Origin of the sequence: Nitrosomonas supralitoralis (assembly GCF_003011925.2) — a bacterium.
Lineage (GTDB): Bacteria > Pseudomonadota > Gammaproteobacteria > Burkholderiales > Nitrosomonadaceae > Nitrosomonas > Nitrosomonas supralitoralis.
Map to the genome: position 1 here is coordinate 1 of NZ_PXXU01000007.1, position 15,529 is coordinate 15,529.

11 protein-coding genes are annotated in these 15,529 nt (G+C 48.4%); 6 read left to right on the plus strand and 5 right to left on the minus strand.

Going from position 1 to position 15,529, the window contains the following annotated elements; all coding sequences use genetic code 11:
• Positions 1-58: 58 nt before the first annotated feature.
• Complete coding sequence (locus C7H79_RS03435) at positions 59-1,282, minus strand: NnrS family protein (protein ID WP_106705902.1); 1,224 nt, start codon at positions 1,280-1,282, stop codon at positions 59-61.
• A gap of 127 nt (positions 1,283-1,409) precedes the next feature.
• On the opposite strand from C7H79_RS03435, the gene C7H79_RS03440 reads away from it, so the two are divergent.
• The 6 genes from C7H79_RS03440 to scpB are packed head-to-tail and all read left to right on the plus strand — an operon-like array spanning position 1,410 to position 6,276.
• Positions 1,410-2,261 carry a 3',5'-nucleoside bisphosphate phosphatase gene (locus C7H79_RS03440; RefSeq protein ID WP_106705903.1) on the plus strand — a complete coding sequence of 284 codons (852 nt, stop codon included), beginning with the start codon at positions 1,410-1,412 and terminating at the stop codon, positions 2,259-2,261.
• Between the two features lie 51 nt (positions 2,262-2,312).
• Positions 2,313-2,945 carry an L-threonylcarbamoyladenylate synthase gene (locus C7H79_RS03445; RefSeq protein WP_106705904.1) on the plus strand — a complete coding sequence of 211 codons (633 nt, stop codon included), beginning with the start codon at positions 2,313-2,315 and terminating at the stop codon, positions 2,943-2,945.
• On the plus strand, positions 2,938-3,603 hold the full coding sequence (locus tag C7H79_RS03450) for a site-2 protease family protein (RefSeq protein ID WP_106705905.1): 666 nt from the start codon (positions 2,938-2,940) through the stop codon (positions 3,601-3,603). Before C7H79_RS03445 ends, C7H79_RS03450 begins: the two co-directional genes overlap by 8 nt.
• Before the next feature lie 26 nt (positions 3,604-3,629).
• Positions 3,630-4,832: a tryptophan--tRNA ligase gene (locus tag C7H79_RS03455; protein WP_106705906.1), complete on the plus strand. Its 1,203-nt coding sequence runs from the start codon at positions 3,630-3,632 to the stop codon at positions 4,830-4,832.
• Positions 4,833-4,868: 36 nt separating this feature from the next.
• Positions 4,869-5,678, plus strand: coding sequence for a segregation and condensation protein A (locus C7H79_RS03460; protein WP_106705907.1), 810 nt, complete (start codon positions 4,869-4,871; stop codon positions 5,676-5,678).
• Positions 5,650-6,276: an SMC-Scp complex subunit ScpB gene (gene scpB, locus C7H79_RS03465; protein ID WP_106705908.1), complete on the plus strand. Its 627-nt coding sequence runs from the start codon at positions 5,650-5,652 to the stop codon at positions 6,274-6,276. Before C7H79_RS03460 ends, scpB begins: the two co-directional genes overlap by 29 nt.
• A gap of 80 nt (positions 6,277-6,356) precedes the next feature.
• On the opposite strand, the gene C7H79_RS03470 is transcribed toward scpB, so the two are convergent.
• The 4 genes from C7H79_RS03470 to C7H79_RS03485 all read right to left on the minus strand — a co-directional run bounded on the left by C7H79_RS03470 (position 6,357) and on the right by C7H79_RS03485 (position 15,442).
• Positions 6,357-8,075, minus strand: a complete 1,719-nt coding sequence (locus C7H79_RS03470; protein ID WP_172592342.1) for a hypothetical protein — start codon at positions 8,073-8,075, stop codon at positions 6,357-6,359.
• Between the two features lie 551 nt (positions 8,076-8,626).
• A complete protein-coding gene (locus C7H79_RS03475) occupies positions 8,627-9,955 on the minus strand; it encodes an integrin alpha (RefSeq protein WP_106705910.1) in 1,329 nt (442 codons plus the stop codon).
• 76 nt (positions 9,956-10,031) lie between these two features.
• Positions 10,032-11,996, minus strand: coding sequence for an FG-GAP repeat protein (locus C7H79_RS03480; protein WP_106705911.1), 1,965 nt, complete (start codon positions 11,994-11,996; stop codon positions 10,032-10,034).
• Between the two features lie 272 nt (positions 11,997-12,268).
• Positions 12,269-15,442, minus strand: coding sequence for an AfsR/SARP family transcriptional regulator (locus C7H79_RS03485; protein WP_106705912.1), 3,174 nt, complete (start codon positions 15,440-15,442; stop codon positions 12,269-12,271).
• Positions 15,443-15,529: the final 87 nt, after the last annotated feature.

Sequence of the window (15,529 nt, forward strand, 5' to 3'; positions counted from 1 at the left end):
AGTCAATACATAGATTTCTCACTATGCTCGAAATGACAATTATTTGGAGATTCCTTAACTACCCCGGTTTCCCATCCACCCGTTGCCGCCAATAAACCGGCGCATACTTGGCAGCCCAAAGTCCAAAGCAAGTCAGCCAGACAAGTCCGGCAGCTACGTAAAGCATCGGTGCTATCGTCGGTACGATATCAGCCAGGATCCGCAGCACAGCCGTTGTCTGAAAGCCTAAAAACAACACCCAGGTCAATCGATCTAATTCCAACGGACGCCCCGAATGCCCGATAGTGACGCGCGAAGCCATCGCCAGAATCATGCTGGCAAAAAAGCCGATGCCCAGTGCATGCAATGGCGCGAGGCCAAGTATCATGTTGCCGGACAACATATAGGTCAAGCTCTGCACCCCATACAACAACATGGATACACCCAGCCAGGCGAAGGAGAAATGCAATACCGCCAGCAAGCTCACGCTAAAACTACGCAAAAATCCCCATCGGTACGACAGATAAATCGCGCAGCCTGCCAGCGGGAAGTCAACGATCCATAGATAGGTAGACAATTCCAGCCATTGCAGGCTCCCATGCGCCGCAATGCATGCGAGCATCAGCCACAGCATCCAGTATGGCCGCACCATTTCATAATTGGCCAATACCCGACTGGAGAAGAACGGGATCATGCGGTGCGAAACCGTCAGCACAATTGGCAGCAGAAAAAACCAGATCCCCGCATGACGCGCAAAGTTAAGCACAACCTGGTTTTCGGTCACCAGCCAGAGCAAATACGCCGCAACGCCCAGCCAGCCCATCAGCAGCGCTATACTGGTTACCCTAGCATGACGTTTGTCCTCCGCGGGTGTTGTCAACAGAATGCGAAACAACACATAAACGGCGATGCTCCACCCGATCAACATAAGTTCGATGCCAGCGATAATGATTGCTTTGTGCGTAAGTACGCCGACATAAAACAGCGCCACGCCAGTTGCCATCAACGCGCAGGTGGTGACATATTCGCGCGGCTTTACTTTGTCGCCGTTCATCCAGTTGGGATAAGTGGTAAACAGAAAACCAAAAATAAAAAATGGAAAAAAACCATAGACCATCAAAAAAGCATGCGCCCAGGTTGGCGCAATGCTCCAATGAGTCATTGATCCGGCGATACCATAACGCCCGGTCAGATCAAACACCCACCACAACACGGTCAGCACACCTTGCAATGCGCCCGCTAAAAAGAAGCTGCGATGCGGCGCAGCGGAAAGATGCTCACGGATAGCCAATAGCTTATTCATTTGAGTTCCTTGTAAAACGGTTTTTCTTTCAGGTTTCTAACTATCTCTTTCATTATCCAATGCAATTATTTCTCTTCGATGCAGTTATTTGCTATCATGCATGTCCTGCGTTGCTACGAATCACCTCATGCTTAACATTGATCTGCATTGTCATTCCAACATTTCTGATGGCGTTTTAACACCGGCTCAACTGGTTGAGCGCGCCGCTATGCGCGGCGTCGAAATACTCGCGCTAACCGATCACGACGATATCGCCGGACTAGCGGAAGCACAGCAGATGGCCGAAACGAAAAGTATAACATTTATAAACGGCGTGGAAATCTCCGTAAGCTGGCGCAGCCGCACCTTGCATATTATTGGATTGAATATTGATCCGACCTATGCACCGCTGGTCGAAGGTTTGGAGGGCATACGAACTGGACGCGAGCAACGCGCCAAAAATATCGCTCTCGAGCTGCAAAAAATTGGCATTCAGGGTAGCCTGGAAGGCGCATATGCACATGTGGGCAAGAGGGGCCTGATCGGACGCACGCATTTTGCTCGTTTTCTGGTTGAACAAGGTTATGCCAAAGACGTAAAATCCGTGTTTAAAAAATATCTGGTGAAAGGCAAGCCAGGCTATACTGCGCACGAATGGGCCACGCTCAGTGATGCTGTGAACTGGATTCGCAGCAGTGGTGGCGAAGCGGTGATCGCACATCCAGCACGCTATGATTTAGGCAAGAACGTCTTGAATGATCTGCTTGATGTTTTTTGCGCACTGGGTGGATCGGGTCTTGAAGTGGTCACGTCGAGCCACACACCCGAGCAAATGCAACATTTTGCGCTGCACGCAAAAAACAGAAATTTGCTGGCTTCGTGCGGTTCAGATTTTCATGGTCCGGGTGAAAGCTATTTTGATCTGGGTCGGTTACCGGAATTACCGCATGGCTGCACGCCGGTATGGCATCATTGGAAACCACCATTACATCCGAGCTGATTAACCAGCATATTGATTGATTACTTAACTTAACCCTGATACCGGTTTACTGTGGCTCAATTTTTTTCAATTCACGCTGATACTCCACACGCACGTCTGATCCGGCAAGCCGTTGCTATTGTCCGAAAAGGCGGAATTATCGTATACCCAACGGATTCCTGTTATGCCCTCGGTTGTCATCTGGGTGACAAGGACGCAATGACACGTATCCGCACAATTCGACAGGTGGATGAACGCCATCATTTCACATTGGTGTGCCGTAATCTGACGGAAATTTCCATCTATGCCAAGGTGGATAACAGCCAATATCGGTTGCTTAAAGCCACGACACCAGGCAGCTACACATTTATTTTACAAGCAACTCGAGAAGTGCCAAGGCGGATGCAGCATCCGAAACGCAATACCATCGGTTTGCGCATTCCAGATCATCCGGTGGTGCTTGCACTATTGGAAGAACTCGACGAACCGTTGCTAAGCTCAACACTGATTCTGCCAGGGGACGAATATCCACTGAATGATGCTGAAGAAATCCGTGATCGACTGGAACATCAAGTTGAATTGATTATGGACGCAGGTTCGTGCGGCATAGACATGACCACGGTGATTGATTTAACCACTGATGTGCCCGCATTGGTGCGTCAGGGGAAAGGTGGTCTCGAGCCTTTTGGAATCGAGCATGGATGAGATTATCCAGGGTATCGCCATTTATGCGCTTCCCGTTATTTTTGCCATTACCATGCACGAAGCTGCGCACGGTTATATCGCCAGGCACTTCGGTGACTTTACCGCATATAACGAAGGACGCATCAGCCTCAATCCATTGCGACACATCGACCCTGTTGGTACGATTCTGGTTCCACTGTCATTATTTATTCTGAGCAAGTTAACGATCGGTGCGGGGTTCTTGTTTGGCTGGGCCAAGCCGGTGCCGGTTAATTTTGCCAATTTGCGCCAACCCAAACGCGATATGCTGTGGGTAGCCGCTGCCGGACCCGGCGCTAATTTGCTGATGGCATTTTTCTGGGCTTTGATGATCAAACTGGCCATTGCCATGCCGGATAATAGTTTTGCAAAACCGTTGGCACTGATGGGAATTGCTGGAATTGAAATCAATGTTATCCTAATGGTGCTCAATCTGCTGCCGCTGCCGCCTTTGGATGGAGGTCGAATGGCAGTGAGCTTGCTGCCGCATCGACTGGCCTTTCAGTTTTCTCGGATTGAACCGTATGGTTTTATGATATTACTGGTATTGTTATTTAGCGGCGTGTTGGGCGCTGTGATTGGCCCCATGATTACATGGGCTAAAATCATGCTTGTGTCAATTTTTGGACTCTATATTTAATAACGTTTTATACATGGAAAATCAACATGTTTGCTGATCGTGTTTTATCAGGCATGCGCCCCACTGGGAGCCTGCATTTAGGGCATTATCACGGTGTTTTGAAAAATTGGGTGAAGCTGCAGCAACAATACGAATGTTTGTTCTTTGTCGCCGATTGGCATGCTTTGACGACCCATTATGATTCACCTGAAATCATCGAACAGAATGCCTGGGATATGGTGGTTGATTGGCTGGCTGCAGGCGTTGATCCATCGCAAGCGACTTTATTCATTCAATCCAAAGTCCCTGCCCACGCAGAACTGTATTTATTGTTGTCGATGATGACACCGCTCGGCTGGCTGGAGCGCGTGCCTACCTATAAAGATCAACAGGAAAAACTATCCGAGAAAGATCTTAGCACCTTTGGCTTTCTGGGCTATCCATTGCTACAAAGCGCGGATATCCTGATCTATCGCGCCAATCTGGTTCCTGTTGGAGAAGATCAAGCGCCGCATCTGGAATTTACGCGAGAAATTTCCCGCCGCTTTAATCACATCTACGGCAAAGAACCCGGTTTTGAAGAAAAAGCGGAGCAGGCCATTAAGAAACTGGGCTCGAAGAAGTCCAAACTGTACACTGAACTGCGTACGCTGTATCAGGAACAGGGCGATGAGCACGCACTGGAAGAAGCCAAATCATTATTGAACGAGCAGCAGAATCTGAGCCTGGGGGATCGTGAGCGGCTGTTCGGCTACCTGGAAGGTGGCGGCAAAATGATTCTGTCCGAACCGGAAACATTGCTTACCGAAGCTTCCAGAATGCCGGGGCTGGACGGTCAGAAAATGTCCAAATCGTATCACAACACCATCAGCTTGCGCGAAGATCCAGAAAACATTCGCAAGAGAATCCGTACCATGCCGACCGATCCGGCGCGTGTGCGGCGTACTGACCCAGGAGATCCGGCCAAGTGTCCGGTATGGCAATTTCACTTAGTCTATTCTGATGAAGATACAAAAAAATGGGTACAACACGGGTGCCGGAATGCTGAAATAGGCTGCTTGGACTGCAAATTACCCGTGATCGACAAGATCCTGGCCGAACAAAAACCCATGATAGAGCGTATTAAAAAATATGAAGAAGACCCGACTCTGGTGCGTAACATCATTGCGGACGGCTGCGAAAAAGCCAACAAGCTTGCGGAAGAAACCATGCGCGACGTGCGCGCAGCCATGGGACTCAGTTATTCATAATTTTACGGCACACCGCGAGACTGAACTTATTGGTCAATGAACGACAATTCAGTAATCGAAACCAATGAAGTACAACCGATCGCCAGAATCTGCGGCGAACCGCTGCTGGAAATTCCACAGGATTTGTATATCCCCCCAGATGCACTGGAAATCTTCCTGGACACCTTTCAGGGCCCGCTGGACTTACTGCTGTACCTGATTCGCAAGCATAATCTGAATATTCTGGACATTCCGATGGCGGAGCTGACACAACAATATATGGCTTATGTTGAAATGATGCGCGTGGATCAACTGGAACTGGCAGCCGAATATTTGCTGATGACCGCCTTGCTGATCGAAATCAAGTCACGCATGCTGCTACCCAATCCTAAGACGGAAACGGAAGAAGAGCATGATCCACGCGCTGAATTGGTGCGGCGTTTACTTGAATATGAACAAATGAAATATGCGGCTACCCGTATCAATGATCTGCCACAAGCAAGTCGCGACTTCAACGTGATCCAGGTATGGGTTGAACAACAAGCTGCCGCACAGATACCCAATATCAGCATGGACGATTTTCGTAACGCTTGGGCGGCTATTCTCACGCGCGCAAAAATCAACCGGCACCATCAAATTAAACGTGAAACCCTTTCGGTCAGAGCTTATATGAGCCAGGTACTGCGTGACCTGGGTGGACGTGATCAAGTAGAATTTTACGAATTATTCAGCCCTGCGGCCACCATCGCTGAAGTCGTTGTCATCTTCCTGGCCGTTTTGGAATTAGCCAAGGAACTGTTGCTGGAAATTTCTCAATCACTTGACTCAGATATTATTTATGTCCGCTCCATTGACGCCGCTTCGTGAGCTCAATACGCCAGGTTCGCTGAATCCTGAAAAAGTCAGGCGAATTCTGGAAGCTGCCTTGTTGGCAACTTCAGAACCCCTCTCCATCAGCGAGTTACGTAAATTATTCAACCAAGAGTTAAGCGCCGCCGTGCTTTCGAAATTGCTAGAAGATGTTCGTGATAAATGGCGTGATAGTGGCGTGGAACTGGTCACCGTCGCGAGCGGTTGGCGTTTTCAGACCAAAGCAGACATACAGCCGTACCTAGAGCGCCTGACACCGCCCAAGGCACCGCGCTATTCACGCGCGGTTTTGGAAACACTCGCCATCATAGCCTACCGTCAGCCAGTAACTCGCGGCGATATCGAGGAAATTCGAGGCGTGAGCGTTTCCGGCTCAGTGCTTAAAACACTCATAGCACGTGGGTGGATAGAAGCAATCGGACACCGTAATGCACCGGGAAAACCGGCATTGTTTGCCACCACGCAGCACTTCCTGAACGATTTGAATCTACGCTCGCTGGAAGAACTCCCACCACTGGAAGAGATGAAATCCTTGATTGATTCCAACGAAAAAATCCAAGACCTGCCTTTTGAAGTTCCCGAGGAACACAACTAGCTCAGCCCAGAATGACTTAACAAATTGCCTAACTCTAATTTCAATCAACTCAGACAGAAATACTGTTTGCTGGCTTAAAATTATGGATTGAGTTGCTGGTGTATCTGAGTATTGCGTTCACTTAGCGCCTTAAATCCTTCGCCCTGATGCACCGTCAGTTGAGTAAATGGAATAACCCAGCCTTCCCGGTTACAAACTTCAACACATGTTTTCTGAATCAGACGATTAATCGTAAAATACGAATTGGCTGCCTCACCTTTGCAGTTGACAACAATCAGATAATCCAGAGAGTTCGTATTGGCTTCCTTAAATTCGACCAGCAAACTGACGATCTTATCGCTAAATTCCGCTTGCGCAAGCGCATGCTCCAGCGCATCATTTAAACGAGTCGGCACTTCATCCAGACACTGTGCCTGATGCTTATAATCAATGCCGAATATAACCACCACCACGAATCCCTGGCGAGATAGATTTAGCAAGTCCAGACGAAAAAAATCAGCGGCTGGAAATTGCACCAGACTACCTTTCATTTGCAGCAACACCAATTCCAAGGTTTGCTCTAATACTTCTCCGAAACGACCATCCGGCAACATGACATACTCACCTGGACGACAAGGAAACCAGGGTTCATCAATGTCTGGACGTGACACCATATCATCCAGTGCGCTTAATGGCAGTCGGACGATCCCCTTTAGATCAGGATTGCGTAGTAACGAATGCACATTGATCGATCTAACCTGCATCGGCAAACCATTATAGATGAGTCTTTCACCAATTCTTACCGGCCCGATATCCAGCAATAATCGAGTCTCGTTGATATAGCGCGGCAAGATATGCCGAAGGCTCAGCGCAATTGCGATTAATAAAACAAATGCCAATGTCAGCAGCAAAAAATCATTGGCCAGATAAAATGTCATCAGAATTGCCAGCATCACTAGCAATCCGGTCAGAATGCGATAGGCATATCCCGCCAAACGCACCTGAATGCTGTTGCGGCGACCGGGGGGAACCAGTTTTTTCTGATACAGCCACAGTAAACTGCGCATCAGTAGCCAGATGCTTAGTGCTGCAATGATAGCGATTGTCAGCGTGAGCCCGCGACCCTGCGCAAAGTCTACCATCCCAGTTTTCAGGCTCTGCCCCCAATCTTTATTGCTTTCCTCCAGGCTGGCCAACTGATAATGGGCAATTTCTAAATCTTGGGCGTTATCGGCTTGTCTCTGCAACCATTTTTTAGTAACAGATTCAAATTCTTCTTTGATCGGCCGGGCCATAGTATCTGGTTGAAACCGCGTCATTGCGTTCAGCGCAAGCGCAATTAGATCGTGTTGCTCTTGCAATAAACTGATTTTACTGCGCAGATTCTCAATTTTACGTGGTTTTTCGGTGAAATCCTTAAGCGCATCAATGATCGGTTTGGTCGCCAGAATCAGCTCTTCTTTCCAATCAAACGGCTTCGCAGGTCCATCCGAAAACGGATCCAGATCCAAGCCGCCAATAATTATTTGCTCAAATGAATGATTTAGTTGCTTTATAACTGTCTTGAGTTCATCAATCCGCTGCTGCAAATCTTTTTTTTCATCTTCTTGGGTGGCTTTCGCCAACTGCTGTTGCAACTCTTTTCGTTGCTTACGCTTTTCCTGCAGCGATTGAACAATAACGGATAACTGATCTGCTGGACCTTTACTGGCGGTATCAGCATCTTTGACTGAATTGCTAGCGGCTGAGTCATTAATTTGGGGTTTAACCTGTGGTATCGCATGCGCATACAGCGCCGACCCAGGTAACCCTATGCTCAACAGCAGCATTAAGGGGAATATACGAAGAATAATGAATTGGAAAATATAAATGCGCAAAAAATACCTTTTAGTCAAGTAATTGATTTAAAATCATCTTAATTGATACTTACGCCTCAACCACTTCCCGTGCGACGTCAACACTTGAATCCATTATAACGTTGCAAAGTTTCAGGAGCAAACGACGTACCGTGTACGCGTCAGCACAGCTGCTTAGGATGTTGGCTATTCAAGTTCGAGAAGACTGGCTAGAAATTGAACACTATGAGTATCTCATCGATCTGTGCTTGATCCGGAATGGACAGGTTGATCCATGTTAATTTTCTTGAAATCTCAAGTGTCATAAAAATTTTGACAGAGGAATATCCCAATAAAACGAGATTTCGTAAAAACGTATCGTTCTATTTCACGCGAGAGCAGCCGTGAAATGCGTTCTGATTGAATTCGTGCGGCCATGTACCTGCCGTCTTAAGCTATCGGAACTCAGATGTTGATTACGTTCGTAGAGTGATTCAAATACTGAACGTAATCAACTCATGGCAAGTAAGTTATTTCTACACAAAATCCGTCGCCACATGAACCCCAACCAGCACCACCGCCGCACCATGGGTGAAAGTGTGGTAACCATGATCAATGCCGCCGTCCGTCCAGCCGTTGCTAAGTCCTACGACGGTATCATTGTTATTCCCGTCCACTGTCAAAGTATTGCTGGTACTCGACAAATTGAGCACATCCAACGCGTTTAAGGTCAGCGTATTGTGACCGTTGCCTTTCATATCGATGGCTTCAATGTCGCTGATCCTGCCGTACACGCTGGACAGATCCAAGTCCAGGTGGCTGCGGTCAAGCTTCAAGGTGTCGTAGCCGGCGCCGCCATCGACCAACTGGAAGCTGACATCGCGGATCTCAATCGTGTCGTCACCCGCTCCGGCATGAAACACATCCGCGCCGCCGCGACCAATCAGCGTATCGTCGCCGTCACCAGCCACCATACGATCTACTGCCTTGCTGCCCTTGAGTTTATCTGCTCCGGCTGTGCCCAAAGCAGTCACTGCGCCGTTAAAGTTACCGCCAAACACCACGTAACTGGAGCCGGAGTAATTGCCGTTCGGATCAGCACCCTCAGCGCCGACAATCAAATCAGCAAAACCATCGCCATTAACATCTCCCGCACCGCTGACCGGAAAACCTGAAGAATCATACGCCGCCACTCCATTCAAGCGAAAACCGCTATTACTGTCGAGACTAGACAGATCCAGCGTGGCACTGAAACCGACAGCCTTGCCAAATACAACGTAACTGGAGCCAGAATAACTACCGTTCGGATCAGCACTAGAAGCATCAACAATTAAATCGTCAAAACCATCGCCGTTGACGTCCCCCGCACTGCTGACCGAAGCGCCCGATCCGTCCCCTGCCGCCCCATCCAAGCGAAAACCGTTGTTGCCATCAAGACTGGATACGTCCATTGCGGCGTCAAAACCGGCAGCTTTGCCAAATACTACGTAACTGGAGTTAGCCCCTGGAGCGCCGGCAATCACATCATCAAAACCATCGCCATTGACGTCCCCCGCACTGCTAACTGAATAACTAAAAAGACTATATAACTCTCCATCGAGGCGAAAGCCGTTACTGCCATCAAGACTGGACAAATCCAGCTTGTCATCAAAACCCGAAGCCCTGCCAAACACTACGTAACTGGAGCCGGAAAAACTGCCGTTCGGAGCACCTGGAGCAGCGATAAGCACATCAGCAAAACCGTCGCCATTGACATCCCCTGCGTTACTGACCGGTCTGCCCGAAAAATCATACGCCGCAGCCCCATCCATGCGAAAACCGTTATTGCCATCGAGACTGGATAAATTAATTGTTGAGATAGCCATGGTAAGAATTCCTTCAAAAGAATATTGCAATAAGCTGCTTGAAGAATTGCCGCAACTCTGCTTTTACAGCGCTGTCCTAAACAAAATCCGTCATCACATGAACCCCAACCAGCACCACCGCCGCACCATGGGTGAAAGTGTGATAACCATGATCAATGCCGCCGTTCGTCCAGCCGTTGCTGAGCCCAACGACGCTATCATTGTTATTCCCGTCCACTGTCAAGGTATTGCTGGTACTCGATAAATTGAGTACATCCAACGCGTTTAAGGTCAGCGTATTATGACCGTTGCCCTTCATATCGATGGCTTCAATGTCGCTGATTCTGCCGTACACGCTGGACAGATCCAAGTCCAGGTGACTGCGGTCAAGCTTCAAGGTGTCGTAGCCGGCGCCGCCATCGACTAACTGGAAGTTGACATCGCTGATCTCAATCGTGTCGTCACCCGCTCCGGCATGAAACACATCCGCACCGCCACGACCAATCAGCGTATCGTCGCCGTCACCAGCCACCATACGGTCTGCTGCCTTGGTGCCCTTGAGTTTATCTGCGCCAGATGTGCCTAAAGCGGTCACCGCGCCGTTAAAGTTTCCTCCAAACACCACGTAACTGGAACCGGAGTAACTGCCGTTCGGGTCAGCAAAGGGAGCGCTGACCATTAGATCCGCAAAACCATCGCCATTGACATCCCCCGCACTGCTAACCCAATTGCCCGATAATTCATTCGCAGCTGCTCCATCCACACGGAACCCATCATTGCTATCAAGATTGGTTAGATCCAACGTGGCAGCAAAACCGGTAGCCTTGCCAAACACCACGTAGCTGGATCCTGAGTAAGTGCCATTTGGGCTAGCACCTTCATTACCAACAATCACATCAGCAAACCCGTCGCCGTTAACATCTCCTGCGCCACTAACAGAATAACCGGAAAAAACTTCTCCTTTCAAGCGAAAACCATTGCTACCATCCAGACTGGATAGATCCAGCGTGGCATCGAAACCGGTGGCCTTGCCAAACACCACGTAGCCGGAGCCAGTTCCAGTGGAACCAACAAGCACATCGGCAAAACCATCGCCGTTGACATCCCCTGCACTACTAAGTGATAAGCCCGAAAAATCAATTCTCGCTGTTCCATCCAGACGAAAACCATTGCTGCCATCAAGACTGGCTAAATTCATCGTGGCATCGAAACCGCCAGCCTTGCCAAACACCACGTAACTGGAGCCGGAGGCACTGCCGTTCGGGTCAGCAGTGGGAGCACCGACAAGCATATCAGCAAAACCATCGCCGTTGACATCCCCTGCACTACTAAGTGACAAGCCCGCTTTATCACTTGCTGCTACTCCATCCAGACGGAAACCGTTGCTGCCATCAAGACTGGCTAAACTCATCGTGGCATCGAAACCGCCAGCCTTGCCAAACACCACATAGCTGGAGCCAGCAGCGTTTATACCGTTCGGACTAGCATATTGGGCACCAATAATCACATCATCAAAACCATCGCCATTGACATCCCCGGCATTGCTTACCGAATTGCCGGAAAAATCATACGCTGCACCATCCAGGCGAAAACCATTACTGCCATCGAGGCTGGCTAGATCCAGCGTGGCATCAAACCCAGCAGCCTTACCAAACACTACGTAGCTGGAGCCGGAGTAAGGGCCGTTCGGATCAGCGGCGTAAGCACCGACAATCACATCAGCAAAACCATCGCCGTTGACATCCCCAGCGCCACTAACCAGCCCACGTGAGAAACCAAGTGGGGCGGTCGAATCCACGCGAAAACCGTTATTGCCGTCGAGGCTGGATAAATCCAGCGTGGCATCAAACCCGGATGACTTGCCAAACACTACATAATGAAATGCATTCAAGCCGGAAAAACGAGGACCACCAGCACTGAGAATCACGTCAGCAAAACCGTCGCCGTTGACATCTCCCGCATCGCTGAGCCGAAAACCCGCATAATCATACGCCGCGGCCCCATCCATGCGAAAACCGTTATTGCCATCGAGACTGGATAAATTAATTGTTGAGATAGCCATGATAAGAACTCCTTCAAAAGAATAATTCAATAAGCTGCTTGAAGAATTCCCACAGCCTCGCTTATACACACTGGGCAACTTTGTGGAAATCAACCCTTAACGAAATGAGCATATCAACAAGAACGTTACAGATTAGTTACAGATTCAAAAATAATTTGCATTAAATTGGTTTTAAGAAAAATAGGCTAATCGATACAGGCACAGATTCATCGGGAAACTCATGTTGTGGCTAAATCAGAAGGGAAAGCAAATTGACCTGAAAATGCGAGGAATTAATTTTTGACGAGTGTTTGATAGATGGCTTGAAAGTTTTGGGAGGGGCTAACACCCAAACGGGTCAACAGAGCCTGGTGGCAGCGTTGATAGATAGCCAGCGCTTCGATGCGCTGGCCCAGTTGCAAATAGACATTCATGAGACGGCAGTAGAACAGTTCTACGGTAGGTTCAGTCTCAATAGCTTTAAGGTAACACTCAGCTGCACTCAGCCAGTCAGCATCCTGCTCGAGCATAGCACCATATTGCTCAATTAATCTCCGATAATGGATACGCAGCCGGTCGCGGAAAGTTAATACCCAAGGTGAAGTATCGCCCTCCAAAAAGTGGCCACGATACCAATTCAATGCACGCTGCAACGAAGCTCGATCAGTCATGCCTGGATGATGTGCGACGCGATCAAAGGCCAGGCAATCTACCCAGATATAGCCCCGATCCAAAGATAAGTGGCGGTCTTCGAATCGAACTGCCTCAGCATGTTGCAACAGTTTGCGCAAACGATGCAGTGTAGTCCTGAGTGCTTGTTCCGCGGCACCGCTTACTGAGTCAGGCCACAGTGCGTCAATTATCCGATCCTGGTTAATTGCCTGGCCTCCATAGGAACATAAACATTTTAATAATTCCAACGGCTTGTGCTGAGCTTTTCCCGAAGTGCGGAATGGGTTGCCGTCGAATGTTATTTCAAACCGCCCGAGTGTGTAGATCTTGATTGGCCACGGCCAATTATCCGGTTCCGGCGGCTCGGCTTTGATGTTGCGTCGTTGAATCACACTTGTCACATAGGATTCCTCGATGCCGGATTTAAGAGCAAGGAAAAATAAGCGCGCCATAACTTGTGGGCGCCACCACAGATTGAGAACGATATAATCGTTTTCACGGCCAAGTTGCAGTCCTTCACTCAGCAGTGTCAAGGCTTTCGCCTCCTCTCCCTGTTTTAACCATGCATGCGCTTTTATTAACAAGCATTGATGTTCTAAAAATGTACTTTTCATCGTACGACTGTACTGGATCACTTGATCAAGATGAAAATGAGCAATTTCAAATTGACTCAATTCAACCAGAATTTGCGCCAAACCAAATCGTGCCCCCTCGGTCAGAAATGGCCTTCCCAGCTTTTCATGAAGATTAAACGATGATGACGCGTCATCGAGTGCGCCCAGTAAATTTCCTTCCAGCAATTCAATGCCTGCTCGCAAGAATCGGTATTCCGCTAAAGTATGTTTACCTTGCACATCCAATGTCGCTTCAACTTTCTCTAGAAAAAATTTCGCTTGGGTTAATTCACCAGCGGAAAGCGCGCTGTATACGGCATTTCCCCATTGCATACAATCCAAAATTGCAATACCCGCTTCACGCGATATATCAATACCTTCCAGAATCTTTATTTCTGCAATCTGATAAGACGCTGTAGTAGACCAGGCATAGGCGGCCTCAATCACCCGCCAGCGGATAAGATCAAGAGGAGGCACTGACATGGCAGTCATAAGAAGGTTAGTTTCTTCTATGATCTTCCGAGCCCTGTAAATATCACCACGCCAAAGTGGTAGCCATATGAATGCACAGGCAATTCCGAATCGCAAAAATGGATCAATTGCGGTTTCACATACAATTTCTGCTCGCTTCTCGAGCGTTTCTAACAGCGGGTGATGGGGCGCGGCATATATCAAACCTTGCATACTGGCTAATACCTTGGCTTCAACGTCAAGTGACGGGAAGCCGTGACACTGGATCAAAAGATCTTTTAATTGCTCGGCCCACGTTAATACGAGCGCCATATCATCTTCGATTAAAACATAGGCGTCGATTATGCTGCCACAGGTCAGAAACAGTCCGACAAGGTCATTTTCACGCTGAAACATAACATATGCCTGCTCAAAATCTGCAATAGCCTCCCGAGGGTTCAGCAGAACATGACTCATTCCACGCCAGTAAAGCAACCAGGATGTGGTTTGGCTCACTTCAGCGGGTAGATAATCTATCAGATCCTGCAGGGTCTGATGCCGCCCCTGGCCGAGTAGAATGGTTGCGTGCCTGATGATCATTTCGACAAGCCTTGTCCATTCTTTTATCTCTGCATATAACTCAGCGGCGACTTTGAATTTGCCATTTTGCTCGGCAAGGTCAGCAGCCATGCGCTTGATGTCGAGAAGCTCAGATCCGGAAAAATGTTTATTCGCCCGAGCCAGCAAAAATTCACGAAACAAAGTGTGGTATTGATAGCTGATTTCGTCACCGGCGCGCAGGTCAATAAATAGCCGGCGACGATAGAGAAAATCAAGCAATTCATGGGCACTTGTATTTCCACTAATAGCTTGCGCCATCTGAACAGTCAGGTACGGCAAAGTAGCCGTGCTCATCAGGAATCTCTGCATGTCCACAGATGATTTGTCGAAGATCTGGCTAGCAAAATAATCGAATATGGGCTCCATGGTTTCTGTCTGGAGAACATGGTTGACTGTGCCCGCCAGCCTGAAACATTCCAACATCAATACGAGTCCTGCTGCCCAGCCATTAGTTTGAACTTGCAACAATTGCAGTGTGTTTTCATCGAATTTCTGTAGGTTGGACGCTGCAATAATTGCCTTAACTTCCATCGGTGTCAGGCGGAGAACCTCCCAATCTATTTGCCCGATAAGGTTGCAGGCCAGTGATCGTGCAAAATGAGGCGGAGATTCGAGGTGGCTGATGACAATGATGTGGATACCTTTTGGTAGTTCTGCGATAGCACCTTTAATTGCATTATGGAATGCTGATGTTGGAACCATTTCCTGATAATTGTCGAATACCAGTATGGAGGTTTCAGGAATTGCTGTGAAAAGTTTGCGAAAGAAGCGACGGAAAAATTCTGACAGATCTGGCAGATATTCTGGCGTTAAATGGGGTAATGAAAGACGCTTGCTAGTGGAAGCGTGTAATCCAGCCAACCTCATGTAATAAAAGAATGTCGCGAGGTCAGAGTCGCCACCATCAACTTGATACCAGATGGCTGGCAGTTGACGTTCTTCAAGATAGCTTGCCACAAGCGTAGTCTTACCCGATCCCGGGGGGCCTTTAATCCAGACAACAGGATAATCGTTGCATACTTTATCTAACAGCATAAATAAACGATTGCGAGCAACAACTCTGTAAAGATTTGGCGGGCTCAGCTTCGCAATATTAGGCCAGTTTGACATGAGATAATCGTTAAGCTATGGATTCATCTTAAAAGATGATGCCATATTTATACTTAATGCAGTTGAGTATAAACTAAGGCGCTTTTT